This window comes from Falsiroseomonas algicola (assembly GCF_011040385.1).
Classification (GTDB): Bacteria; Pseudomonadota; Alphaproteobacteria; order Acetobacterales; family Acetobacteraceae; genus Falsiroseomonas; species Falsiroseomonas algicola.
In genome coordinates this window covers 181,471-206,769 of sequence record NZ_JAAIKB010000001.1, presented here as the reverse complement: position 1 = coordinate 206,769, position 25,299 = coordinate 181,471, and the positions used below count along the sequence as shown (strand labels likewise).

Here is a 25,299-nt window from a genome sequence, read left to right as displayed (position 1 = left end):
ACAGGGGAAAGACTGGGATGACGACTTTCAGCCTCAACCGCCGCGCCGCGCTGCTCGGCACGGCCGGCGCGCTCTCCTCCTTCGCCATCGGCGGCAAGCTGGCGGCGCAAGGCGCGCCCATCACCTTCGGCGTCCTGCCGCCGCTGACGGGCGCGGGCGGCCCCTATGGCCCCGCCATGCTGCGCGCCGTGCAGGGCGTGGTGGAGGAAGCGAACGCCGCCGGCGGCATCCGCGGCCGCCAGATCCGCGTCGTCGCCGAAGACGACCAGACCAACCCGGATGCCGCCGTCCGCGGCGCCCGCAAGCTGATCGATGTCGATCGCGCCTCCTGCATCATCGGCACCTGGGCCAGCGCCAGCACCACGGCCGTGGCGCCGCTGTGCTGGGAGAACCGCGTCAGCCTCTTCACCGTCTCGGGCGCCGACAGCATCACCCTGCTGCCGCACCAGGGCTACATCTTCCGCACCCAGCCCAACAGCCGGCTGCAGATCAGCACGGCCTGCGACTACCTGATGTCCAAGGGTGCGCGCCGCGTCTTCCACCTGGCCGCCCAATCCCCCTTCGCGGCGTCCAGCCAGGAGGTGATGGTGGAGAAGTTCCGCGCCGGCGGCGGCGCCGTCTCCGGCTACATCGTCTATGAGCGTGACAAGACCGCCTTCCGGTCGGAGGTGGACCAGATCATGCGCAGCCGCTCCGACACCGTCATGCTGAACGGCTACCTGCCGGATGTGACGATCCTGCTGCGCGAACTCTTCCGCGCGGGCTTCGAAGGCCGGCGCTTCACCTTCGCCTATGCCGCCAACGCCACCACCTTCCAGTCCCTGCCGAATGAGGTGACGAACGGCCTCATCACCTTCCAGCCGAGCCCCGACCTCGACAGTGGCGCCTTCAACCGCCTGAAGAACCGCTTCGGCAATGTCGAGGTCGATCCCTACTCCGCCCAGACCAACGACCACGCGACGCTCGCCATCCTCGCCGCCGCCCAGGCGGGCGAGGCGACGGGCACCGCGATCCGCGACAATGTCCGCAAGATCAGCCAGGGCGATGGCGAGAAGGTGGACAACGTGACGGACGGCCTCCGCCTGATCGCCGCCGGCCGCGCCGTGAACTACGAGGGCGCCTCCGGCCCCGTCTCCTTCGACGAGCGGGGCGACATCCAGGGCACGAAGTTCCGCTACGAAGTGGCGGAGAACGGGCGCTTCCGGCTGCTCGAACTGGTCTGATGGAGGATTGGCGCGACCTCGCCCAGGTCCTTCTCAACGGCGTCATGGCGGGCAGCGTGCTGATGCTGCCCGCCATCGGCTTCAACTGCATCTTCGCCGTGCTGCGCTACCCGAACTTCGCGGTGGCAGGCTTCTGCACGGCGGGCGCCTTCGCGGGCTGGGTGGCCAATGTGCAGTTCGGCGTGCCGGTGGCCGCCGCGCTGCCCATCGCCTTCCTGGTGGCCGCCGCCGTCGGATTGCTGGCGGAGGAGGTGGCCCTCAAGCCGCTCCGCCCCGCCGGGCCGCTGACGGTCGCCATCGCTTCCGTCGCCATCACCATCCTGCTGGAGAACATCATCCGCTTCAGCTTCGGCAACGACCTCCGCGGCTATGACCTCGCCATCCTGCGCGACTGGCGCTTCGATGGCATCCGCGTGAACCCGCAGCAGCTGCAGAACACCGGCTACGCCATCATCGCGGCCGGCAGCCTCTTCACCCTGCTGGCCTTCACGCGCCTCGGCCGTGCCATGCGGGCGGTGGCCGACAATCCCGTGCTGGCGGACATCAAGGGGGTCGATCCCAACCGCATCGCGCGCGTCGCCGTCTTCATCGGCGCGGGGCTGGCGGGGGTGGGCGGCATGCTGATCGGCATCGACACCTCGATCGACCCGCTCACCGGCTTCCGCGTCGTGCTCTCCGTCTTCGCCGCCGCCGTCGTGGGCGGCCTCGGCTCCATCCCCGGCGCGGCGCTGGGCGCGATGGTCGTCGGCGTGGGGGAGGAGCTGGCCGGCGTGGTCCTGGAACCGGCCTACCGCACCGTCACCGCCTTCCTCGCCATCCTGCTGGTGCTGACCTTCCGCCCGCAGGGGCTTCTCGGGGGGCGCAACTGATGGACGCCTATCTCGTCGCCATGCTGGTCTTCGCCGGCTTCTACGCGCTGATGGCGCTGGGGCTGAACGTGATCTGGGGCCTGACCGGCATGGTCAATCTCGGCCTGGTCGGCTTCTTCGGCGTCGGCGCCTATGCCTCCGCGCTGCTGACCAGCAAGCTCGCCTGGCCCATGCCGCTCGGCTGGGCCGCCGGCGCCACCATCGCGGCACTCGCGGGCGGCATCATGGCCCTGATCGTGGCCCGGCTGCGGGGCGACTACCTCGCCATCGTCACGCTTGGCTTCGCGGAGGTGATCCGCCTGGTCGCCTCCAACGAGGTCTGGCTGACCAACGGCACGGACGGCATCAGCGGCATCCCCGGCCCCTGGCGCGGCGCCGTCACGCCGCAGCAGTTCAACCTGATCTTCCTCGGCATCGTCTGGACCGCCGTCGCCATCGCCTTCTACCTGCTCTCCCGCGCCTCCCATTCCCCCTTCGGCCGCGTGCTGCGCGCGATCCGGGAGGATGAGGATGTCGCCGCCGTCGCGGGCAAGCCGGTGCTGTGGTTCAAGGTCCGCGCCTTCGTCACCGGCGCGGCGGTGCTCGGCATGGCCGGCGCGCTCTACGCCCACTACAACGCCTTCATCGCGCCGGAAGGCTTCGCGCCGCTGCTGACCATCTACATCGTCCTCGCGCTGACGGCCGGCGGCGTGGGCTCCATGCGCGGCGCCATCATCGGCGCGATCTTCCTCATCACCCTGATCGAGGGCACGCGCTTCCTTGCCGCCGCCGTGCCCGGCGTGACGCCGGTGCAGAAGGCGGCGCTGCGCGAAGGCGCCATCGCGCTGACGCTCATCCTGCTGCTGCGCTTCCGGCCGCAGGGGCTCATCCCCGAAAGAACGAGAACCAAGGCATGACCACCGCCACCGACGCCCTCGCCTCCGTCGTCGCCGCCACCGCGGCGCCCGGCCAGCCGCAAGCCCTCTTCGCCGCGCTGGACCAGGCGATGGGCGCCACCATCGGCCACAAGCTCTTCACCATCCTGGTCATCCATCCCGGGGCGAAGGAAAGCCAGCGCTACTACTCCAACATGCCGGACGCCTATCCCATCGGCGGCCGCAAGCCGATCAACCCGACGCATTGGTTCAACACGGTGCTGGGGGAGGGCGTGCCCTATATCGGCTACAACTACGCCGACATCAGCGACGTCTTCTACGACCACGAACTCATCCGGAGCCTCGGCTGCGAGAGCGTGCTGAACGTGCCAGTCCGCTGGAACGGCAGCAGCATCGGCACCATCAACCTGCTGCATGAACGCGGCTGGTATGGCCGCGGCCATGTGGCGCTCGCCCAGCATTTCGCCGCACTCGCCGTGCCCGGCGTGCTGAAGGTGATCGCGGAAGGCTGAGACGCTCGGCGGGGGGATCCGCTCCCCCCGCTCGCCCCTTCTCTATCAGTCTGAGAATGAAGTTAATTTTATGTAGGGCGCCGCCCACCGGATTGTTGCACCTCCCCATCCATGATCCGCTCCGCGCGCCTTGCGGAGTGCCTCACGGATGTCCTTCACGCTGATGTCGGGCTCGCCCGGCGATGACAACATCATCGGCAGCCCCGATGGCGACCTCATCCAGGGCGGGGACGGCAACGACCTTCTCAGCGGCTATGGCGGCCATGATTCGATCGAAGGTGGCGACGGCCGCGACGACATCGCCGGCGACCACCGCATCGGCATCCTCTCCGGCAATGCAGGCGACGACACGCTGGATGGCGGCGATGGCGGCGACGTGCTGCGCGGCGAATGGGGCAGCGACAGCCTGATCGGTGGCCTGGGCGATGACATCCTGGAGGCCCGGCACGAACCCGGCGGCCAGGGCAGTGCGGGCCGGGACACGCTGCTGGGCGGGGAGGGGAACGACCAGATCCTCCTGCAATCGGTCTTCTCGACCCTTGGGGGCTGGAACCCGATCACGCAGGCCGAGGCCGATGGCGGCGTGGGTTTCGATGTCGTCCACATCCTGTTCCCCGGCGTGCTGGACGATCTCTGGATCGACCTGCGGCAGGCCTGGCAGGGCGGTTCCGGTATCGTCCGGCAGCGCGGCATCACCAGCACCTTCGACAATTTCGAAGGCATCCTGAGCATCCAGGCCGGCCAGGGCGCTGACACCATCCTGACGGGCGACACCGCCGGCACGCACATCCTCGGGCAGGAGGGTAACGACCTTATCAAAGGTGGCCGCGACACCGCCACCGGCACCGGCTGGAACGACAGCATGAATGGCGGCGTCGGCAGCGACACGCTGCTGGCCTATGAGGGTGCCGACACGCTGACCGAGGCCGGGGAGACGATTGCCGGCAGCCATGACCTGTTGCGCGGGGGCCAGGGGGATGATGTCTTCCTCCTCGGCTCTACCAGGAACACCAGCGCCAGCACCGTGACGGCGCGTGGCGAGACCGGAGACGACACCTTTCTCGTGGACAATGTCGTCGGTCTTCTCGATGGCGGGGCGGGGTTCGACAGCCTCGACCTCGACCTGCGCCGCATGGAGGGCGGCGTGGTGCTGAACCTGCGCTCCGTCGTGACGACCGGCGGCGGCACCTACGTCGCCGGCGGCATCGGCGGCGTGATCCGTGGGTTCGAGGACTTCACCATCCGAACCAGCGACGGCAACGACCTCGTGCTGCTGGGCGACATCGGCGTTGCGGTCGACACGCGGAAAGGTGCCGACACCGTCATCGGCGGTGCGGGCGCCGACACTGTATTCGGAAGCGGCGGCACGCTGGCGCAGACGCTGTCCGGCCGCGGTGGCGATGACTCGATCCAGGCTGGCCTGGCCGGGGATGCGCTCTCCGGCGACACCGGCCAGGATACGCTGCTCGGCTATGAGGGCTCCGACACGCTGCGTGGTGGCGACGATGCCGATGTACTGCGCGGCGAACTCGGCGCGGACCGGCTGGATGGTGGGGAAGGCGCGGACACGCTGATTGGCGGCGATGGCGCGGACCGCTCGATCGGCGGCGCGGGCGACGACCTCATCATCGTCGATGCCGATGTCGGCGGCTATTACGAAGGCGGGCCGACCCTGGCAGGCGGCGTCGATACCGCGATGGGCGGGGAGGGTGCCGACACCATCGCGGTGCACGGCGTCGCCACGCGGGTCGATGGTGGCGACGGCCATGACCTGCTGGTGCTCGACATGGGCGAGGCGGCCGTCCGGGCCGATCTCCGCCAGCCCAGCGGCGCCTTCCAGGTGGACGGCATCAACGGCCGCATCCTGGGGATCGAGAGCCTGGACGCCACGCTGTCATCACAGGATGACCGCATCCTGCTCGGTGCCCAGGCCGCGACGATCCAGGGGCAGGAGGGATCGGACACCCTCATCGCCGGCACCGGCAGCGCGGTGTTCTCCGGCGGCGACGACGACGATTCCCTCATCGGCGGAACCGCCAACGACACGATCGAGGGCGATGGCGGGAACGACACCCTGCGCGGCCATGGCGGCAGCAACAGCCTGGTGGGCGGCGACGGCGCCGACCTGCTCATCGGTGGCGATGGCTTCGACACGCTGGTGGGCGGCGCGGGCGACACGCTGGATGGCGGGGATGGCGCCAACAGCTACGTCATCGACTTCGTCTGGGATCCGCTGGCGCCGTCGGCCGCCATCATCCTGCTGGATGCGACCGGCAGCTATGGCGACGGCCTCGATCTCTCGGACATCGATGCCAATCCCCTGACCGCGGAGGACGACAACTTCAGGGAGGTCGATGCCCTGACCGGAACGCCGGGCGAAGCCGTCGCTCCGCGCGACTCCCTGACCTGGAGCCTCGATCTGGATGGCGACGCAGCGGCGGATCTGGTCCTGCAGTTCCGGGAAGCGCCGGCCTTCCTGGTCATCTGGTAGCGCCGCGCACCGGCGTTCAAGCCGGCAGGGCTACCCCAGCCGGGCGGCGGCGGCCTCCGCTTCCGCCCGCCGCTTCGGCGCCATCCGCGCATTCGCCGCCTGCACCCGTGCCAGCACCGCAGCCGGCGCGGTCGCCGCCGTCCCGGCATCGAAGGGCGGCGCCGGCGCGTATTCCAGGCCGAGCTGCACCGCCTGCGCCACCTCCTCCCCCGCGATCTCCGCCAGCACCGTCAGCGCGAAGTCGATCCCCGCCGTCACGCCGCCCCCGGTGATGAGGTTGCCGTCCCGTACGACGCGCGCTGGCTCCGGGATGGCGCCGAACAGCGGCAGCAGGTCATGCCAGGCCCAATGGGTGGTGGCGCGCCGGCCCTTCAGCAGCCCCGCCGCCCCCAGCACGAAGGCGCCGGTACAGACGGAAGTGACGTAGCGCGCGCCCGCCGCCAGCCGCCGGACCTCCGCGAGGAAATCCTGGTCCTGCGCCACCACCGTCGCCCCGCCGCCACCCGGGATGCAGATCAGGTCGCAGCGATCGACCGAGGCGATGGGCAGCGTGTCGCCGAAGACGAGGCCATCCGCCGGCACCGCCCCGCCCGCAGGGCTCGCGACCAGCACCTCGCCGCCCGGCAGGCGGCTGAGGAATTGCTGCGGCCCGGTGAAGTCCAGCTGCGTCATCCCGGGATAGATGACGAAGAGGATGCGGAAGCGCTCGCTCATGCCGTGGTTCCCCCCACCTCATCCAGCGCCAGCAACGCAAAGCTGGCGAGCCAGTGCCCGCCCATATAGTGGTCATCGAGATGCGGCATGGACGCCGCCAGATGCGCTGCCGCGCTCTCCTCCATCACCGCGCGGCGCATGTCCGGCCCCGCCAGCGTCCCCGCCAGCCGCCGCCAGCACCAGGCGCGGGACAGGTTCAGCCCATCCAGATGCGCGATCCGCCCATCCGTGCGGTCGGACACCCGTGCCGGCGTGAACAGCGCCTCCGGCTTCCGCGCGCCGATCCAGGGCAGGAAGCGGTCGAACCAGGGCGCGAAGCGGTCCCGCGGCAGCAGCCGCGCCAGGCACGCCGCCTCCATCAGCGTGGGCGAGAGGAAATCCTCGCCGGAGGGCTCCCAGGCCTGCGCGTCGCGGTCGCCCTCATGCCAGCGCCACGCCGTCTCCCGCATCAGCGCCAGCAGCGCCGGGTCCTGCGCCTCCGCCCAATCCGCGGCCAGCGTCAGCGCGAAGGCGGTATTGGTGTGCATCCCGGCGCGGGAGGGGTAGTCCGCCATCGGCAGATGGCTGCGGAACCGCGCCGCGAAGATGTCCGCGAGTGGCGCCAGCCGCGCGCCCCAGACGGGGTTGGGCAGCGCGTCCAGCTCCGCCTGCAGCTTCAGCAGCCAGGCCCAGCCATAGGGCCGCTCGAAGCCCCGCGAGGCGGGCCGGGCAAGGTAGGCGCATTCCGCCGCCACCCCCGCCTCCGTGAAGGCCGCGTCGAAGCGCGCCCTGATGGCGGGCGCGCTCGGCATTGCGGGAAAGCGCCGCAGCAGCCGCGCCAGCATCCAATGCGCATGCACGCAGGAATGCCAGTCGAAGCTGCCATGGAACACCGGATGCAGGATGGAAGGCGCGACCAGGTCCGCGGGCCCCGTCAGCACATGGTCCAGCTTCTGCGGCCATTCCTGGCTCACATGGCCCAGCGCGATCCCCGCCAGCCGCTCCGCCAGCCCTGCATCCAGTTCCATGCCGCTCAGCCCCGCCGAGGCCCGCGGCCTTCCGGATAGGGCCAGCGCGGGTCGTTGAATTCCTGGAACTCCAGCAGGTAGCCCTCGGGATCGCGGAAGAAGCAGGAATAGACGGTCTTCCCGCCCGAGACATGCGGCGGGCCGTCGAACTCGATGCCGCGCGCCTTGTAGTGTTCGTAAGCCTTCTCGACATCCTCCACGAGGAAGGTGAACACCATCCCCTTGGTGCCGAGCGGCCGGCCGGGCTTGTTGCAGACGCCGAGGAAGCCCGTCGGGCTCACCTGGAACACCCGGCAGATGCCCTGGTCCAGCACCTGCTTCAGCCCGATCACGTCGCGGTAGAAGGCGGCGAGGCGGTCCAGGTTCTCCGTGTAGAGCCAGACCACATTCTGCTCGATAAAAATTCCTGCCCCGTCGGCGGCATCGGCTGCCATCATCATCTCCTCTGCGGCGCGCCTGTGGAACGCAAGCGGCGCGGCCATGCGCGGGAAGCATGCACGATCCCGCGCGCAGCCGGAACCGGCCCCAACCCCCTGTTGGAACCGCCGCCCGCAATGCCCTTATCCTGCCCAAAGGCGGGCCACTGCCCGCGCAGGAGACGCAAGCCATGACCATCCAGCTCGGCCAGGTGGCCCCGGATTTCGAGGCCGATACCACCGAGGGCCGCATCCGCTTCCATGAATGGCTCGGCACGTCATGGGGCGTGCTGTTCAGCCACCCCAAGGACTTCACCCCCGTCTGCACCACCGAACTGGGGGAGACCGCTCGCCTCAAGCCGGAATTCGACGCCCGCGGCGTGAAGGTCATCGGCCTGTCCGTCGATACGCTGGACCGCCACGCCGGCTGGGACGCCGACATCGCGGAGACGCAGGGCACGGCGGTCAACTTCCCGATGATCGCCGACCCGGACAAGCATGTCGCCGGCCTCTACGGCATGGTGCATCCGGATGCCGATCCCTCCATCACGGTGCGCACCGTCTTCGTCATCGACCCGGCCAAGAAGGTGCGGCTCTTCATGGTCTATCCGCCCAGCACGGGCCGGAACTTCGACGAGATCATCCGCGTGATCGACAGCCTCCAGCTGACGGACCGTGCGAAGGTCGCGACCCCCGTGAACTGGCGCCCCGGTGGCAAGGCGATCATCCCGCCCTCGATCAGCGACGAACAGGCGAAGTCGCTCTTCCCGCAGGGCTGGAAGGCGGACCGCCCCTATCTGCGTTGGGTGGATGTGAAGTAGGGCAGGGGGAACAGGACATGGACGGGGGCGCGCTTCCATCCGGCGTGGCTGACGGCTTCTGGGGCGCGGTCGGCCGCACGCCCCTGATCCGGCTCAAGCGCGCCTCCGAAGCCACGGGATGCGAGATCCTGGGCAAGGCGGAATTCATGAATCCCGGCGGCAGCGTGAAGGACCGCGCGGCGCTCGGCATCCTGAAGGACGCCATCGTCCGCGGGCAACTGGTGCCCGGCCAGCCCGGCACGATCGTGGAGGGCACGGCCGGCAATACCGGCATCGGCATCGCGCTGGCCGCCAATGCCATGGGCTGGCGCAGCGTCATCGTGGTGCCGGAGACGCAGTCGAAGGAGAAGCTCGACTACCTCCGCATGATCGGCGCGGACCTGCGGCTGGTGGCCCCCAAGCCCTTCAGCGACCCCGGCAACTACGTCCATGTCTCGAAGCGCCTGGCGGAGGAAATGGGGGCCGTCTGGGCCAACCAGTTCGACAATCAGGCCAACGCCGCCGCCCACGAAGCCACGACAGGCCCGGAGATCTGGGACCAGACCGCCGGCCGCGTCGATGCCTTCACCTGCGCCTGCGGCACCGGCGGCACGCTGGCCGGCGTTGCCCGCGCGCTGAAGTCCCGCAACGCCGGCGTCCGCATCACGCTCGCCGATCCCGGCGGCAGCGCGCTCGCCTCCTGGGTCCGCACCGGCGAGTTCAAGGCGGAGGGCAATTCGATCACCGAGGGCATCGGCCAGGCCGCCCGCGCCCCCGGCAACCTGGCCGCCGCACGGGAGTTCATCGACGACGCCGTCAATGTCAGCGATGCGGAGGCATTGACGGAAGTCTTCGACCTGCAGATGCATGAGGGCATCTCGGTCGGTGGCAGCGCCGGCCTCAACGTCGCCGCCGCCATCAAGGTCGCGCGCGACCTCGGCCCCGGCCACACCGTGGTGACCATCCTCTGCGACGGCGCCGCGCGCTACCAGTCCAAGCTCTTCAACCCGGCTTTCCTGCGCGAGCGCGGCCTGCCCGTGCCGTCCTGGCTGGAGTAGCGGTCGCCATGGCGCTCGAGATCGTCGAACTCGCCCGCACCATCCGCGAACGCGACCCCGCCCGGCCGGGATGGGCGGAATCCATGCTCTGTTACGCCGGCCTTCACGCCGTGCTGTGGCACCGCCTGTCCCACGCGCTGTGGCGCGCGGGGCTGAAGGGGCTGGCCCGCTTCTCCTCCCACATCGCCCGCTTCCTGACGGGCATCGAGATCCATCCCGGCGCCACCATCGGCCGCCGCCTCTTCATCGACCACGGCATGGGCGTCGTGATCGGGGAGACGGCGGAGATCGGCGACGACGTGCTGATCTACCATTCCGTGACGCTCGGCGGCCTGTCCGGCCAGCCCGGCAAGCGGCATCCCACGATCGAGGACAAGGTGACGATCGGCGCCGGCGCGCAGGTGCTGGGCCCGATCCGCATCGGCCGAGGCGCCCGCGTCGGCGCGAACGCCGTGGTGGTTTCGGCGGTCGCGCCCGGCTGCACCGTCGTCGGCATCCCCGCCCGCCCGCCCCGCGGCCAGGAACCCTGCCAGGACCCCTCCATCGGCTACGGCCTCGGCACGGCGGATGAGGACCCGGTCGGCGAACAGCTCGCCGCCATGCGCGCCGAGATCGCGCTGCTGCGGGCGGAACTCGGAACGTTAAGGGCATCGCAGCGGGAGGGCGTGTAGCGGCCCGAAGGGGGAGCTCTGCTCCCCCTTCACCCCCTCGCCAGGGTCCAAGGGGACCCTGGACCGCCAGCACTCCAGGAAGGATGCTGCCGGCGCAGCTACCGTGATGACGGCGAGTGCCAAATGAGCGATCAGCGCTCCCTGACCGACCCAGGTCGCGCTTGGCTCGCGCAGATTCGGCGCGCGAGGAACATCACGCAGTGCGGCTACTGGGTTGTAGACGCCAACTCAAATCACACGTGGCGTGGCATCGAGTGGGTGAATGACCCCCGACATGAGTAGGTCATCGACCCGGTATCCGGTGTGCCTCCTTTCGCCTGGACATTCTTCGGTTCCGGCAAGGGCTTCGACTACTTCAAGGATCGCCCGGTGCCGCGCTTTCGCGTGTCCTGCAGCGATGCCTCAAAGCTTGGCGAAGCGACCTTCTTCGGGGGATCGGGCTGGATCATCTGCTCGCGGTCGCTGGCGGACTTCCTGCGCGCGTGGCAACCCGACGGGATCGATATCCTGCCGATCGAGGTCGAGTTGAAGGGCGGGCACATCGTGCCGGCGGGTGACTACGTGTTCGTCGATGTCACCCTCCGGGTACCCACCATCGACGCGGAGGCCATGAACCTCGCGATCATCGACGGGCCGACGGGCAGGTTCTACCGACCCGACGTTGGAACGCATTTCACCGTCCGCAAGGATATCCCCGACACCGCCCGCCTGTTCCGGGATCAGCATCTTCCCAGCCTGATCTTCGCTGCCGATGTCGTGATCCAGGCCTACAGGCGGCAGCGGAAGTGGCGACGCCTGTATTGGAGAGACCCTTCCCCAAGACCGGTCGCATGCTGACCCTCACGCGCTGTCGCACGCTGACCATCACGCGCTGTCGCACGCTGACCATCACGCGCTGTCGCACGCTGACCATCACGCGCTGTCGGCTGCGGCTGGCGGACACGCCCACGCGGCCTGGCCGGGCGAAGGGTTCGCCGCGAGGCCTGTGCGCGTCAGCCCCGCAGCATGGCCGCATGGCGATCCCGGATCGCCCGCCGCGCCGCGGCATCCCGCGTCTCCCGCAACGCCGCCGTCGCCGCCTGCCGGGCGTGGCGCGCCAGCACCGCCCGCCGCGCCGGATCGGGCTCCACCGCTGCCACCGCCACCAGCACCTCCAGCATCCGGATCATCACCGCCGGCTGTCCGGCGGCACCCTGGCGCAGCATGTGGAACATGGCGTCGGCGAGGCCCGCGTAATCCGTCGCCGGCCGCACCAGACGGACCTCGCCCTCTCGCCGGAAGACGCCATCCGGCAGCGCCCGCCCCGCCAGCCCCGCCAGCGTCGCCCCCAGCCGGTCCAGCACGCCGATGGCGGTGAAGGGGTCGTTGATGCCGGGTGACAGCGCGCGCAGCGCGATCTCGACCAGTTGCCGCACCGCGTATTCCAGGTCCTGCTCCACGCTGCGGGACTGCCCGAGCACCATCGCCTCCGCCAGCGCCGCCTGCGCCTGGTCCCGCCTCTCCGGCGGGCTCACGCGCCCGACGACGCTGCCCGGCACCACGAACCCGCCCGCCCGCACCTCGAGGTGCAGCACCGCCCCACACCGGGCCGCCCAATCCGCCAGGGACGCATCGTCCAGCACGCGCAGATACCCGCTGCCTGGCGCGCGCAGCGACGCGGCATCGGGCGCGGGCCCGGGCGCCGCTTCCTGCTCCGCCCCATCCCCGCAGGCCTTGTCCAGCGCCTGGTCAAGCTCCGCCGCCACCAGCGCCACCACCCGGTCCACGCTGATGGAGGCCGCGACATGGTGGAGGAACCAGATCAGCACGCCGATGCAGCCGAACCCCATCAGCAACCCGACGGAGACCGCGAGCTGCGGCACAAAGGCGCCGCCATCCCCCTCATGCACCGACCGCAACGCGACCAGCGAAAAGGCGAAGGTCGCCACCAGCGCGCCCAGCGCATACTGGTTGCCTGCATCGCTGGTGAAATTGCGCAGCAGCCGCGGTCCCATCTGGTTCGACGCAAGCGTCAGCGCCGCCACGGTGATGGAGAAGGTGGTCCCGGCGACCCCGATGGTCGCACTCGCCAGCACCCCCAGCACATCCCGCGCCCCCGCCGCGGCGCCGCCATAGACCAGGTCATCGATGCCGTCGGGCAGGGTCACCGCGCCCTCCAGCCGCACCAGCGCCTCGGCCAGCACGATGGCAACCGCCGTCATCACCGCTGGCCGAAGCCAGAAGGAGGCGCGGAGATCCGCCCACCATTGCCGCAACCGGGCCGCTGTCACCGTCGCACATCCCCCAGACCCTGCAGCGACCGCAACGGTTCGCCGCGGCTCCGGTTCGCTGTCTTGACCCCACCGCCCGGCCGCCCGACCCTGCGGTGCTCACGGGGGAAACCGATGGCCAGCCGCAGCACGCTTTCCTGCGAGATCGATCTCGACGCCCCCGGCAAGCGCCACGGCTTTCTCCGCCTGCCGCATTCCACCCACGCCAGCGCCTATGGCTTCATCCCCATCCCGATCGGCGTGATCGTGGGCGCGCCCGGCCCCACCGTGATGATCGTCGCCGGCAACCACGGCGACGAATACGAGGGCCAGATCGTCGCCGGCCGCCTCCTGCGGGAGGTCGAGCCGGGCCAGGTGACGGGCCGCCTCCTCATCCTCCCCGCCGCCAATTTCCCCGCCGCCCGGGCGGGGCTGCGCACCAGCCCCATCGATGGCGGCAACCTCAACCGCCTCTTCCCCGGCGACACGTTCGGCAGCATCACCCAGCAGATCGCCTTCCATATCACGGAGGATCTGCTCCCCCGCTGCGATGCCGTGCTGGACCTGCATTCCGGCGGTTCGTCGCTGATGTACGCGCCCTCCGCCCTGATCCGCCACAGCGACGACCCGGCGCGGTTTGCGCAGGCGCTGGCACTGTTGAAAGCCTTCGGCGCGCCGCTCTCCTACCTCGTGCCGCCCGGCGGCAATGGCGGGCGGACGCTGTCGGAGATCGCCTACCAGCGCGGCGTGCTCCACCTCGGCACCGAACTCGGCGGCGGCGGCCATGCGGGGGCGGAGGCGATCCGGGTGGCCGAACGCGGCGTCGCCGGCGCGCTGCGCCATCTCGGGCTCTGCGACCTCGGCTGGGATGCCGGCCCGCCACGCCCGCCGACCCGCATCCTCGACGCCGCCGATCCCGCCTGCTTCACCCATGCGCCGGAGCCCGGCGTCTTCCAGCCCCTGGCCGAGCCCGGCGACACCGTCGCGCAGGGCCAGGCCGCCGGCCTGATCCACCACACCGAAACCCCCTGGCGCGCCCCGACCCCCATCCACTTCGCCCGCGACGGCGTCGTGCTCGTGAAACGCTGGCCCGGCATGACGGCCCGCGGCGACTGCCTCTTCCACCTCGGTACGGAGACTGACCTGTGACTGACGAGAACCCCGTCCTGGCCACCCGCGACGGGCCCGTGATGCGCATCACCCTCAACCGCCCGCATCGCCGCAACGCGATGAGCGAGGCGCTGGTCGCGCGGCTCGATGAGCTGCTGGCCGAACTCCGCGCCGATACCGCCATCCGCGTCGTGGTGCTCACCGGCGCCGGCGGCCATTTCTGCGCAGGGCTCGACCTGACGGAGGTCGGCGCGCCGGAGGACCCCGCGACGAAGCTCGCCCGCCAGCAGGCCCGCAACCGCGCCACCGGTCAGCGCTTCGCCGCCATCTCCGAACTGCCGCAGGTCGTCATCGCCGCCATCCAGGGCTCCGCCTTTGCGGGTGGCCTCGGCCTGGTCACCGCCGCCGACATCGCGCTGGCCTCCGCCGATGCCCGCTTCTCCGCCCCCGAGGTCCGGCGCGGCCTGGTCCCCGCCCAGATCCTCCCCTGGCTGGTTCGCCGCATGGGCCGCAGCGAGGCGACGCGCATCTGCCTGCAGGGCCATGTGCTGGACGCCGCCGAGGCCGCCCGCACCGGCCTCGTCCACCAGGTGCTCCCCGACGCCGCCGCGCTGGAAGCGGAGCTTTCCCGGGTCATCGCCGACATTCTGGAAGGCGCCCCCGGCGCGCTGGCGGAGACCAAGGCCCTGCTCGCCGCCCTCGGCCCCGTGGCGACGGAAGCCTATGCCGAGGCCGGCGCGCAGGCCTTCGCCCGCCGGAGCGCGGACCCCGAGGCGAAGGAGGGCATCGCCAGCTTCAAGGAACGCCGCAAGCCCTCCTGGTCCCCCGCCGCCTGACCGGCGTTATACTGGCCCTCAACGAGGAGACACCGCCATGACCGCCTGCATCGTCGGCTGGGCCCATACCCCCTTCGGCAAGCTGGAAGACCCCGACATCGAAAGCCTCTTCGGCCGCGTCGCCCGCGCCGCGATCGAGGATGCGGGCATCGAGGCCGATGACGTCGACGGCGCCTTCGTCGGCGTCTTCAACGGCGGCTTCACCAAGCAGGATTTCTTCGCCTCCCTCCTGCTGCAGACCATCCCCGAGCTCCGCTTCAAGCCCACCACGCGCTACGAGAACGCCTGCGCCACCGGCACCGCCGCCATCCATGGCGCCATGGATTTCCTGGCCGCCAAGCGCGGCCGCTTCGCCCTGGTGGTGGGGGCGGAGAAGATGACGGCGACGCCGGGCGCGCAGGTGGGCGAGATCCTTCTCAGCGCCTCCCACCGCCGGACGGAAGGCGACATCCCCGCGGGCTTCGCCGGCGTCTTCGGCCGCATCGCGGAGGCCTATTTCCAGCGCCATGGCGACCAGTCCGACGCGCTGGCCGCCATCGCGGCGAAGAATCACCGGAACGGCGTCGCCAACCCCTACGCCCAGATGCGCAAGGACCTCGGCTTCGCCTTCTGCCGCGCGGAATCGGAAAAGAACCCCTTCGTCGCGCCCCCGCTCAAGCGCACCGATTGCAGCCTGGTCAGCGACGGCGCCGCCGCCCTGATCCTGACCGACGAGGAAACCGCGCGGTCCATGCAGAAGGCCGTCCGCTTCCGCGCCGCCGTCCACGCCACCGACATGATGCCCATCGCGTCGCGCGACGTCATCCGCTTCGAGGGCGCCCGCGCCGCCTGGGGCAAGGCCTTGGCCGACGCCAACCTCAGCCTGTCCGACCTTAACTTCGTCGAGACGCATGACTGCTTCACCGTCGCCGAGCTCATCGAATACGAGGCGATGGGCCTGGCGCCGGAAGGGCAGGGGGCGCGCGCGGCGCTGGAGGGCTGGACCGCCAAGGATGGCCGCCTGCCCGTGAACCCCTCCGGCGGGCTGAAGTCCAAGGGCCACCCCATTGGTGCCACCGGCGTCTCCATGCATGTGCTCGCCGCCATGCAGCTGACCGGCCAGGCCGGCGACATGCAGCTGCCGAAGGCCGACCGCGCCGGCGTCTTCAACATGGGCGGCGCCGCGGTGGCGAATTACTGCTCGATCCTGGAGCGTGTCTGAAGGCTCTGGCACGGGGGTTGCAATGCCCCCGATGTCATGTGGCGGCCTGGCCGCCCTGGCAGCTTAGCCTTCCTCAACCTTGCCTTGGGCTGGTCCGAAAGGACCGGCCCATTTTTTTTGGCCTGCCGACTGGACCAGTGTTTTTCGCCGAAAACGGCGATCTGCCTGGGCCAGTTGCCCTGAACCGCCACCGCCCGCCATGACCCACGCCTGCCCGCCTTTTCGGCGGCGCAGCGAATTTTCGCAAAATGCAAACCACTTCGCGAAGCATTCAAGGAACTGCCTGCTCACGCGCCAGTGAGGCTCAGCCCGGCACGAGCACCGACACCGCCGCCTGCGCCGCGATCCCCTCGCCACGGCCGGCGAAGCCCAGCCGCTCCGTCGTCGTCGCCTTCACGGAAACCCGATCGACCGGCACCCCCAGCAGCCCCGCCAGCCGCTCCCGCATCGCCGTCGCGTGCGGCGTGATCTTCGGCCGCTCGCAGATCAGCGTGACGTCGGCATTGGCCAGCACGCCGCCCCGCGCCGCGATCCGCCCCGCGGCGTGGACCAGGAAGCGCGCGCTGTCCGCGTCCTTGTACTGGTTGTCGGAGGGCGGGAACCACCGCCCGATATCGCCTTCCGCCAGCGCGCCATAGATGGCGTCGCACAGCGCATGGATCCCGACATCCGCATCCGAATGCCCGTCCAGCCCGAGCGGCCCCGGCACCACCACGCCGCAGAGCACCATCGGCCGGCCTTCCACGATCCGGTGCACGTCGAAGCCGGTGCCGATACGGGGGATCATCGTGGCACTCATCGCCGCCTCCATCCGCGCCAGGTCTTCCGGCCAGGTGATCTTCACATTCGACTCGTGGCCCGGCACCAGCGCCACCGTCAGCCCCGCCGCTTCCAGCAGCTGCGCGTCATCCGTCGCCTCCGCGGCCGCGCCGCGATGCGCATCCAGCAGCAGCGCGAAGCGGAAGGCCTGGGGCGTCTGTGCCCGGAACAGCCCGGCGCGCGGGACCGTCTCGACGATCAGGCCGGCCTCGCCCCGCTTCAGCGTGTCGCTCACGGGCTGCGCGGGGATGGCGCCGGGGTGGCTTTCCAGCGCCTTCATCAGCGCCGCCACCGTCCCGGGCGGCACCACGGGGCGCGCCGCGTCATGCACCAGCACCACCGCCGGCGGATCGGCGGCCAGCGCCTCCAACCCTGCCTGGACGCTGGCCTGGCGCGTCGCGCCACCCGCCACGGGCGCCAGGCACGGCAGGCCCTCCAGCGCCGCCGTCACCGTCGCCATCATCTCGGGCGCGCAGACCGGCAGCAGCGCATCCACGCCCCCCTCCCGCAGCAGTGCCTCTGCCGCGTGGCGGATCACGGGCCTTCCGGCCAGCATCGAGTATTGCTTGGGAAGCGGCGCGCCGAAGCGGCTGCCGCTGCCCGCCGCCATCAGCAGCGCCACGCATCGCATGCGCAACCTCTACCGCAGCCGCGCCGCCCCGCCCAGCCGCACCCCGCAAGCCATCGCCATTGCTGGATTTTGTGGCAGAAACCCCGGAACGCGCGCTTCACGCATTGCCGCAGGGTCAATCACCCGATACCTTGCCCAAATCATGAGCATGAACACCGATCATCCCGGCGGCTGGACCGGCCCGATGCTGCGCCCCATCGACCTCGGCGGCGCCGTCATCGAGGTACCGGTCATCCTCGCCCCCATGTCCGGCGTCACGGACCTGCCCTTCCGGCGCCTCGCGCGCGCCCAGGGCACCGGCCTCGTGGTCAGCGAGATGATCGCCTCCAACGCCATGGTCCGGGAGAACCGGACCACCCTGAAGATGGCGGAGGTGCCAAAGGACATTGATGGCTTTGGCGGCCCTTCCTCCGTCCAGCTCGCGGGCTGCGACCCCGCGGTGATGGCGGAAGCCGCGAAGCTCGTCGTCGGCCATGGCGCCGCCATCGTGGACATCAATTTCGGCTGCCCCGTGAAGAAGGTCGCGCTCGGCCAATCCGCCGGATCCGCCCTGATGAAGGACGAGATCGGCGCCGCCCGCATCCTGGAAGCCGTGGTGAAGGCCGTGCCCGTGCCCGTCACGCTCAAGATGCGCATGGGCTGGGACCACAACTCCCTCAATGCCCCGAAGCTCGCGCGGATCGCGGAGGAATGCGGGATCCGGCTGGTGACGGTCCACGGCCGCACCCGGCAGATGTTCTACAACGGCACCGCGGACTGGGCCTTCGTGGCCACGGTGAAGGCCGCCACCCGGCTTCCCGTCATCGTCAATGGCGACATCCTGACGCCGGAACACGCGGCGGAGGCGCTTCGCCAGTCCAACGCCGATGGCGTGATGATCGGTCGCGGCTGCTACGGCCGGCCCTGGCTGCCGAAGCAGGTGGCGGACTACCTGGCCACGGGCGTCCTGCCGCCGGAACCCACCCTCGCCGAACAATATGCAACGCTTCTCGCGCATTACGAGGCGATGCTGGAGCATCACGGCAGGGACCCCGGCATGCGGCTCGCGCGGAAGCATGTATCCTGGTATTCCAAGGGTTTGCCGGGCTCGGCTGAGTTCCGGTCGGAAGTGAACCGCACCGATACGGTCGAGGCGGTGCTGACCCTGATGCAGCGCTTCTACGAACCGCTGATCGAGCGCGGCGTGCAGCCCGCCCGCCCCACCGCCAATGACGAGGAGCGCATGGCCGCATGAGGGCGACCGCCCTGTCCCGCGCCGCCCGCGCCCTCCGCCTGCCTGGCGCCACGCCGGCGGCGGCGCTGCCGCCGGAAGCCGCCGCCATCCTCGGCGCGCTGCCCATCGCCGCCGTGGTGCTGGATGCGGAGGACCGCTTCCTCTTCGCCAACCCCGCCGCCGAACTCTTCTTCCAGCTCTCCGCCGCTTCGCTCCGCGCCCAGTCGCTGCGGGAGCTGCTGCCGCCGGACAATCGGCTCTTCGGCGTGCTGGCGCAGGTCAGGGCGCATGACAGCCCCGTCTCCGACCATGACCTCGTCTTGGAAAGCCCCCGCCTGCGTCGCTTCGGCGTCGCCGCCCAGGCCGCGCCGCTGCCCGAGATCCCGGGGGGCATCGTCCTCACCTTCCAGGACGGCTCCACCGCGCAGATGCTTGATCGGCAATTGAATTTCCGGGGCGCCGCCCGCGGCGCCTCCGCCATGGCCGCCATGCTGGCCCATGAGGTGAAGAACCCGCTTTCCGGCATCCGCGGCGCCGCCCAGCTGCTGGAACAGGGCGCCAATGAGGGTGACCGGGAACTCTGCCAGCTCATCCAGGACGAGACCGACCGGATCAAGAACCTGGTCGAGCGGATGGACATGTTCTCCGAACGCCCGGTGGAGCAGGCGCCGGTCAACATCCATGAGGTGCTGGACCATGTCCGGCGCATCGCCCTTTCCGGCTTCGCCGCGCACCTCAAGATCCACCAGGAATATGACCCCAGCCTGCCGCCGGTCTGGGGCAACCGGGACCTGCTGGTGCAGATCCTGCTGAACCTGGTGAAGAACGCCGCGGAAGCCGTTGATCCCAAGGACGGTGAGATCCTGCTGGCCACCGCCTACCACCATGGCGTCCGGATCGCCGTGCCGGGCAGCCTGGAGCGGGTGCATCTGCCGCTGCAGGTGATCGTGCGGGACAATGGCCCGGGCATCCCGGAAGCCATCCGCGCCACGCTGTTCGAGCCCTTCGTCACCACCAAGCGGGGCGGGCAGGGGCTCGGCCTCGCCTTGGTGGCCAAGCTCGTGGCGGACCAGGGATCGCTAATCGAATGCGACAGCCGCCCGGGCCGCACTTCCTTCCGCCTGTCGCTGCCGGCGCCGCCCCCGGCCTCGCGCCAGGCGGCGAGCCGATCCTGATGCCTCCGCCGAGCCTGATGGGAGCCTTCCATGTCTGACGCCGCGCCCGTGTCGGCAACCACGCGCACCATCCTGGTAGCCGATGACGACCGGGCGATCCGGACGGTGCTGTCCCAGGCACTCGGCCGGTCCGGCTACCACGTCCGCGCCACCTCCTCCGCCGCCACGCTCTGGCGCTGGGTGGAGGATGGGGAGGGCGACCTGGTCATCACCGACGTCATCATGCCGGATGAGAACGGGCTGGACCTGGTGCCCCGCATCCGCCGCGTGCGGCCGGATCTCCGCGTGGTGGTGATGTCGGCGCAATCCACCTTCTCCACCGCGCTGAAGGCCACCCAACGTGGCGCCTTCGACTACCTGCCCAAGCCCTTCGATCTGAAGGAATTGCTGGCGGTCGTCGGCCGTGCGCTCTCCGCCCCCACGACGACGGAGACGCCTGACTCCGACGAACCCGAGGAACGCCTGCCCCTCGTCGGCCGCAGCGCCGCGATGCAGGAGATCTACCGGACCGTCGCGCGGCTCACGACCACCGACCTCACGGTGATGATCACGGGCGAGTCGGGCACCGGCAAGGAACTGGTCGCCCGCGCGTTGCACGATTACGGCCGCCGCCGCGGCGGGCCCTTCGTCGCCATCAACATGGCGGCCATCCCGCGAGAGCTGATCGAGTCAGAGCTCTTCGGCCATGAACGCGGCGCCTTCACCGGCGCGCTGAACCGCGGCGTCGGCCGCTTCGAACAGGCCGCCGGCGGCACGCTGTTCCTGGACGAGATCGGCGACATGCCGCCGGAAGCCCAGACCCGCCTGCTGCGCGTCCTCCAGGAAGGCGAGTTCACCACGGTCGGCGGCCGCCAGCCCATCAAGGCCAATGTCCGCATCGTCGCCGCCACCCACCGGGACCTCCGCCAGGCCATCCGCGGCGGCATGTTCAGGGAGGATCTGTTCTACCGCCTGAACGTCGTCCCCATCCGCCTGCCCCCGCTGCGGGAGCGGCTGGAGGACATCCCCCTGCTGGCCCGCCACTTCCTCGAGCGCGCCCGCGCCGCCGGGCTGCCGCAGAAGCAGCTGGACCAGGGGGCGATGGACCGGCTGAAGCAGCATTCCTGGCCGGGCAATGCCCGCGAACTGGAGAACCTGATGCGCCGCATGGCGGCGCTCTACCCGCAGGAGACGATCGGCGCGGATGCGGTCGGCTCCGAACTCGCGGAGGCCGCCGCCCCCGCCGAGGAAGGCCCCCGCGCGCCCGAGACTCTGGAACAGGCGGTGGAGCGGCACCTCGCCGGCTTCATGTCGGCCCACAAGGACGGCATGCCGATCCGGGACCTCTATGACCGCGTGCTGGCGGAGGTGGAGCGGCCGCTGCTGAAGCTGGCGCTGAGCGCCACGCGCGGCAACCAGATCAAGGCCGCGGCGATGCTGGGGCTGAACCGCAACACGCTGCGGAAGAAGCTGCGGGAACTGGACCTTCCGGTGGTGCGCGGGCTGCCCTGACCCGCGAAAACGCTGGCGCCAGGCTGAATGTTCCAGCTATGTTCTCTACGCCGCCGGCGGAGCCTTGCGCCGGTGGTCGGCACCGCGAAGAGTCGCACTAAAGGTGCATAAACGGCTAAAAGTCCTAAATCCGCCTTAGCCTGGTACCCGCGCCCGCCGACGCCGATTTCGCCAGGCCGTGCATGGCCTTGCGCACCACAGTTGCTAAAATGCCACAGCCCGGGCTACCCCCGTGGCGGGGATCGGGCAGGCAGGATGGCAACGCGCTGGCGCAGCATTGGTGACTTCTTCTTCGGCCGGGCAATGACGCTCGGCCTGGCCATCACGGCCGTGCTGCTGGGTGTTGCCACCTTCGTCCTGCTGGCCGGCGGATCGCCCTTCGGCCCGACGCGGCCCGGGCAGATCGTCTTCGTCGTGCTGGCCAATGCGGGCGTCCTGCTGATGCTGGCGGCGTCGCTCGCCACCCGGCTCGTCCGCGTCTGGGCGGAACGGCGCCGCGGCAGTGCCGGTGCGCGGCTGCATGTGCGGCTGGTGATGCTGTTCGGCGGAGTCGCCGTGGTGCCGGCGCTCATCGTCGCCGCCTTTGCCGCCATCTTCTTCAACCTCGGCATCCAGGCCTGGTTCAGCGACCGGGTCCGCTCCACCCTTGAAGCATCCCTCGTCGCCTCCCGCGCCTGGCTCGACCAGCACCGGGACGAGATCAGGGTCGATGCGCTCGCCATGGCCGCGGACCTCAACCGCGCCGCCGCCGTCTTCCTGCCGGACAACCAGCCCGCCTTCGAGCGGCTGCTGGCCACCCAGGCCAGCATCCGCGGCCTGACGGAGGCCGTGATCTTCGAACCCACGCTCGGCCGCGTCATCGCCGCCGCCGGCTTCAGCCCCGGCTCCGTCATCGAACCGCCCCCGGCCTGGGCGATGGAGACGGTGCGGCAAGGCGATGTCGCGGTGGTGCCGGCGGAGAACGATGCCCGCGTGCGCGCTCTGGCGGCGCTCGACATCCAGCCGGGGCTGATGCTGCTGATCGGCAGGCCGCTGGATGGTGGCGTGCTGGAACACATGCGCCGCACCGAATTGGCCTTCCAGGACTACGACCAGCTGGACCGCAACCGCGGCAGCCTGCAGGTCACCTTCGCCCTGATCTTCGCCTGCGCCGCCCTGCTGGTGCTGCTGGCGGCCGTGCTGGTCGGCCTGGTCTTCGCCAACCAGATGGCGCGGCCGATCTCCCGCCTCATCAACGCCGCCGAACGGGTGCGCGCCGGCGATCTGGCGACGCGGGTGGAGGAGGGGACGGCCGATGACGAACTCGCCAGCCTCAGCCGCGCCTTCAACCGCATGACCAGCCAGCTTTCCGCCCAGCGCGGCGAGCTGATGGAGGCCTATCGCCAGATCGACGAACGCCGCCGCTTCACGGAAACCGTGCTGTCCGGTGTCTCGGCCGGCGTGGTCGGGCTGGATGCGGAGGGCCGGATCAACCTGCCGAACCGCAGCGCCAGCGAATTGCTGGGCGTCGACCTCGATGCCGGGATCGGCCTGCCCATGGCCCGCGTGGCCCCCGAATTCGCCGAGCTCGTCCAGGAGGCCCGGGCTCACCCGGACCGCCCGCGCACGGCGGAGATCCCGATCGGCCCGCCCAGCCGCCGCCGCAGCCTCATCGCCCGCATCGGCGCGGAGACGCAGGCGGGGCGCGTCACGGGTTACGTCCTCACCTTCGACGACATCACGGAGCTTCAGTCCGCCCAGCGCAAGGCCGCCTGGGCCGACGTCGCGCGCCGCATCGCGCATGAGATCAAGAACCCGCTGACCCCCATCCAGCTTTCGGCGGAGCGCCTGAAGCGCAAGTATCTCAAGGAGATCGGGTCGGATCCCGAGACCTTCCGCAGCCTGACGGACACCATCGTCCGCCAGGTCGGCGATATCGGCCGGATGGTGGACGAGTTCTCCGCCTTCGCCCGCATGCCCCAGCCCGTGATCCGGCCGGAGGATCTGGGCCAGGTGGTGCGGGAGGCGCTGGTCCTGCAGAAGGCCGCCCACCCGGAGATCGACTACACCACCGCGATCCCGGACGGCCTGCCGCGCCTGCCCATGGACCGCCGCCTGATCGGCCAGGCGCTGACCAACCTGCTGCAGAACGCCGCCGATGCCGTGGCCTCCGCCCCGCGCGAGGAGGGGGAGCGCGGCGCCATCACGATAAGGCTCGACTCGTTCGATGATGGTATCGGCGTGATCGTGGACGACAACGGGATCGGCCTGCCGAAGGGCGAGGAGCGCGCGCGGTTGACCGAGCCCTATGTCACTCACAAGGCGAAAGGAACGGGGCTTGGCCTTGCCATCGTCAAGAAGATCATGGAGGACCATGGCGGCCGCCTGGCCCTGGAGGACCGGCCGGATGGCGGGGGCGCGCGGGCCCTGCTGATCCTGCCCCTGGCGGCCAAGGAAGCGGCCGCCCCGGCGGCGACGACGCAAGGAGAGCGGCCCGCGATGGGCTCGGTGATGGGTACGGCTATGGGACGGACAGATCATGGCGCATGAGATCCTGATCGTCGACGACGAGCCGGACATCCGGGCCCTCATCGAGGGCATCCTCTCCGACGAGGGCTACGAGACCCGCCAGGCCGCCAATTCGGACCAGGCCATCGCCGCCTTCCGCGCGCGGCGTCCTTCGCTCGTCATCCTCGACATCTGGCTGCAGAACTCCCGCCTCGATGGCCTCGGCATCCTGGCCGCCCTGCATGGGGAGGAACCGCGAGTCCCCTGCGTGATGATCAGCGGCCACGGCACGATCGAGACCGCGGTCCAGGCCATCCAGAACGGCGCCTACGACTTCATCGAGAAGCCCTTCAAGTCCGACCGCCTGCTGCTCGTCGTCTCCCGCGCCCTGGAAGCGGCGCGGCTGCAGCGGGAGAACAGCGAGCTTCGCCTGCGCGCGGGCGGCGAGACGGAGCTGGTCGGGATCTCCGCGCCCGTCACCCAGCTCCGCGGTGCGCTGGAAAGGGTGGCGCCCACCGGCTCCCGCGTGCTGATCACGGGTCCGGCCGGCGCCGGCAAGGAAGTGGCGGCGCGCATGCTGCACGCCCGGTCGCGGCGCAGCGACGGCCCCTTCGTCGCGCTGAACTGCGCCACCCTGGCGCCGGCGCGGTTCGAGGAGGAGCTGTTCGGCGTGGAGGCCGGGGCCGATCCCTCCGCGCAGCCGCGCCGCGCCGGCGTGCTGGAACGCGCCCATGGCGGCACGCTGCTGCTGGACGAGGTGGCGGACATGCCGCTGGAGACCCAGGGCAAGATCGTCCGCGCCCTGCAGGAACAGGGTTTCGTCCGCATGGGCGGCGCGCAGCGCGTCACCGTCGATGTGCGCGTGATCGCCACGACCAACCGCGACCTGCAGGCGGAGATCGCGGCGGGACGGTTCCGGGAGGACCTCTACTACCGCCTCGCCGTCGTGCCGCTGAAGATCCCGCCGCTGCGGGAGCGCAGGGAGGATATCCCGGCGCTCGCCCGCCATTTCATGGCGCGCTCCGGCGAAACCTCCGGCATGGCGCCCCGCGAACTCAGCGAGGACGCGCTGGCCGCCATGCAGGCCTATGAATGGCCGGGCAATGTGCGAGAGCTGCGCAACCTCATCGACTGGCTGCTGATCATGGCGCCGGGGGAGGCGAGGGACCCGATCCGCCCCGACATGCTGCCCCCCCAGGTCGGCGCGGCCGCGCCCGCGGTCCTCAAGCTCGACCGGTCCAGCGAGATCATGACCCTGCCGCTGCGCGAGGCGCGGGAGCTGTTCGAGCGCCAGTACCTGGAAGCCCAGCTGCTGCGCTTCGGCGGCAACATCAGCCGCACTGCCTCCTTCGTCGGCATGGAGCGCAGCGCGCTGCACCGGAAGCTGAAATTCCTCGGCGTGCATGCCGAGGATCGCGCACCACCCGCGCCCGCCGCCTCCTGAGAGAGCC

Annotated in this window: 22 protein-coding genes; 17 read left to right on the top strand and 5 right to left on the bottom strand. The window is 70.4% G+C overall.

What is annotated here, in order from left to right; translation table 11 throughout:
* Window positions 1-17 precede the first annotated feature (17 nt).
* The 5 genes from G3576_RS00965 to G3576_RS00945 all read left to right on the top strand — a co-directional run bounded on the left by G3576_RS00965 (window position 18) and on the right by G3576_RS00945 (window position 5,970).
* On the top strand, window positions 18-1,223 hold the full coding sequence (locus G3576_RS00965) for an ABC transporter substrate-binding protein (protein ID WP_164692450.1): 1,206 nt from the start codon (window positions 18-20) through the stop codon (window positions 1,221-1,223).
* The gene (locus G3576_RS00960) at window positions 1,223-2,092 is read left to right on the top strand and encodes a branched-chain amino acid ABC transporter permease (protein WP_164692449.1); all 870 of its coding nucleotides are present in this window, start codon (window positions 1,223-1,225) and stop codon (window positions 2,090-2,092) included. Before G3576_RS00965 ends, G3576_RS00960 begins: the two co-directional genes overlap by 1 nt.
* Complete coding sequence (locus G3576_RS00955) at window positions 2,092-2,988, top strand: branched-chain amino acid ABC transporter permease (RefSeq protein WP_164692448.1); 897 nt, start codon at window positions 2,092-2,094, stop codon at window positions 2,986-2,988. Before G3576_RS00960 ends, G3576_RS00955 begins: the two co-directional genes overlap by 1 nt.
* Complete coding sequence (locus tag G3576_RS00950) at window positions 2,985-3,479, top strand: GAF domain-containing protein (protein ID WP_164692447.1); 495 nt, start codon at window positions 2,985-2,987, stop codon at window positions 3,477-3,479. Before G3576_RS00955 ends, G3576_RS00950 begins: the two co-directional genes overlap by 4 nt.
* A gap of 148 nt (window positions 3,480-3,627) precedes the next feature.
* On the top strand, window positions 3,628-5,970 hold the full coding sequence (locus tag G3576_RS00945) for a calcium-binding protein (RefSeq protein ID WP_164692446.1): 2,343 nt from the start codon (window positions 3,628-3,630) through the stop codon (window positions 5,968-5,970).
* 30 nt (window positions 5,971-6,000) lie between these two features.
* On the opposite strand, the gene G3576_RS00940 is transcribed toward G3576_RS00945, so the two are convergent.
* The 3 genes from G3576_RS00940 to G3576_RS00930 are packed head-to-tail and all read right to left on the bottom strand — an operon-like array spanning window position 6,001 to window position 8,125.
* Complete coding sequence (locus G3576_RS00940; RefSeq protein ID WP_164692445.1) at window positions 6,001-6,684, bottom strand: DJ-1/PfpI family protein; 684 nt, start codon at window positions 6,682-6,684, stop codon at window positions 6,001-6,003.
* Window positions 6,681-7,691 carry a DUF2891 domain-containing protein gene (locus G3576_RS00935; RefSeq protein WP_164692444.1) on the bottom strand — a complete coding sequence of 337 codons (1,011 nt, stop codon included), beginning with the start codon at window positions 7,689-7,691 and terminating at the stop codon, window positions 6,681-6,683. Before G3576_RS00935 ends, G3576_RS00940 begins: the two co-directional genes overlap by 4 nt.
* Window positions 7,692-7,696: 5 nt before the next feature.
* On the bottom strand, window positions 7,697-8,125 hold the full coding sequence (locus tag G3576_RS00930; RefSeq protein ID WP_164692443.1) for a VOC family protein: 429 nt from the start codon (window positions 8,123-8,125) through the stop codon (window positions 7,697-7,699).
* Between the two features lie 173 nt (window positions 8,126-8,298).
* Here G3576_RS00930 and G3576_RS00925 point away from each other — a divergent pair, with 173 nt between their 5' ends.
* The 4 genes from G3576_RS00925 to G3576_RS00910 all read left to right on the top strand — a co-directional run bounded on the left by G3576_RS00925 (window position 8,299) and on the right by G3576_RS00910 (window position 11,473).
* Entirely contained in the window at window positions 8,299-8,928 is a 630-nt protein-coding gene (locus G3576_RS00925) for a peroxiredoxin (protein WP_164692442.1), read from the top strand.
* Window positions 8,929-8,945: 17 nt separating this feature from the next.
* Window positions 8,946-9,965 (top strand): cysteine synthase A, encoded by a 1,020-nt coding sequence (locus G3576_RS00920; protein WP_164692441.1) that lies wholly within the window; start codon window positions 8,946-8,948, stop codon window positions 9,963-9,965.
* 8 nt (window positions 9,966-9,973) lie between these two features.
* The gene (gene cysE, locus G3576_RS00915) at window positions 9,974-10,636 is read left to right on the top strand and encodes a serine O-acetyltransferase (protein WP_164692440.1); all 663 of its coding nucleotides are present in this window, start codon (window positions 9,974-9,976) and stop codon (window positions 10,634-10,636) included.
* A gap of 303 nt (window positions 10,637-10,939) precedes the next feature.
* Window positions 10,940-11,473 carry an imm11 family protein gene (locus G3576_RS00910; protein WP_164692439.1) on the top strand — a complete coding sequence of 178 codons (534 nt, stop codon included), beginning with the start codon at window positions 10,940-10,942 and terminating at the stop codon, window positions 11,471-11,473.
* Between the two features lie 155 nt (window positions 11,474-11,628).
* Here G3576_RS00910 and G3576_RS00905 read toward each other — a convergent pair whose 3' ends face one another.
* Window positions 11,629-12,906, bottom strand: a complete 1,278-nt coding sequence (locus tag G3576_RS00905; protein ID WP_207622595.1) for a DUF2254 domain-containing protein — start codon at window positions 12,904-12,906, stop codon at window positions 11,629-11,631.
* A 114-nt stretch (window positions 12,907-13,020) separates the two neighbouring features.
* On the opposite strand from G3576_RS00905, the gene G3576_RS00900 reads away from it, so the two are divergent.
* The 3 genes from G3576_RS00900 to G3576_RS00890 are packed head-to-tail and all read left to right on the top strand — an operon-like array spanning window position 13,021 to window position 16,032.
* Window positions 13,021-14,034: a succinylglutamate desuccinylase/aspartoacylase domain-containing protein gene (locus tag G3576_RS00900; protein WP_164692438.1), complete on the top strand. Its 1,014-nt coding sequence runs from the start codon at window positions 13,021-13,023 to the stop codon at window positions 14,032-14,034.
* A complete protein-coding gene (locus G3576_RS00895; RefSeq protein ID WP_164692437.1) occupies window positions 14,031-14,831 on the top strand; it encodes an enoyl-CoA hydratase/isomerase family protein in 801 nt (266 codons plus the stop codon). The genes G3576_RS00900 and G3576_RS00895 overlap by 4 nt, the downstream gene beginning before the upstream one ends.
* Window positions 14,832-14,868: 37 nt before the next feature.
* The gene (locus G3576_RS00890) at window positions 14,869-16,032 is read left to right on the top strand and encodes an acetyl-CoA acetyltransferase (RefSeq protein ID WP_164692436.1); all 1,164 of its coding nucleotides are present in this window, start codon (window positions 14,869-14,871) and stop codon (window positions 16,030-16,032) included.
* A 304-nt stretch (window positions 16,033-16,336) separates the two neighbouring features.
* Here G3576_RS00890 and G3576_RS00885 read toward each other — a convergent pair whose 3' ends face one another.
* Window positions 16,337-17,482, bottom strand: a complete 1,146-nt coding sequence (locus G3576_RS00885) for a bifunctional 2-C-methyl-D-erythritol 4-phosphate cytidylyltransferase/2-C-methyl-D-erythritol 2,4-cyclodiphosphate synthase (protein WP_164692435.1) — start codon at window positions 17,480-17,482, stop codon at window positions 16,337-16,339.
* Window positions 17,483-17,624: 142 nt separating this feature from the next.
* On the opposite strand from G3576_RS00885, the gene dusB reads away from it, so the two are divergent.
* The 5 genes from dusB to ntrX all read left to right on the top strand — a co-directional run bounded on the left by dusB (window position 17,625) and on the right by ntrX (window position 25,292).
* On the top strand, window positions 17,625-18,716 hold the full coding sequence (gene dusB, locus G3576_RS00880; RefSeq protein WP_235951339.1) for a tRNA dihydrouridine synthase DusB: 1,092 nt from the start codon (window positions 17,625-17,627) through the stop codon (window positions 18,714-18,716).
* Window positions 18,713-19,870 (top strand): two-component system sensor histidine kinase NtrB, encoded by a 1,158-nt coding sequence (locus tag G3576_RS00875; protein WP_164692434.1) that lies wholly within the window; start codon window positions 18,713-18,715, stop codon window positions 19,868-19,870. The genes dusB and G3576_RS00875 overlap by 4 nt, the downstream gene beginning before the upstream one ends.
* Before the next feature lie 30 nt (window positions 19,871-19,900).
* Window positions 19,901-21,361: a nitrogen regulation protein NR(I) gene (ntrC, locus tag G3576_RS00870; protein ID WP_164692433.1), complete on the top strand. Its 1,461-nt coding sequence runs from the start codon at window positions 19,901-19,903 to the stop codon at window positions 21,359-21,361.
* 255 nt (window positions 21,362-21,616) lie between these two features.
* Window positions 21,617-23,890, top strand: a complete 2,274-nt coding sequence (locus G3576_RS00865) for a sensor histidine kinase NtrY-like (protein WP_164692432.1) — start codon at window positions 21,617-21,619, stop codon at window positions 23,888-23,890.
* Window positions 23,880-25,292, top strand: a complete 1,413-nt coding sequence (gene ntrX / locus G3576_RS00860) for a nitrogen assimilation response regulator NtrX (protein WP_164692431.1) — start codon at window positions 23,880-23,882, stop codon at window positions 25,290-25,292. Before G3576_RS00865 ends, ntrX begins: the two co-directional genes overlap by 11 nt.
* Window positions 25,293-25,299 lie beyond the last annotated feature (7 nt).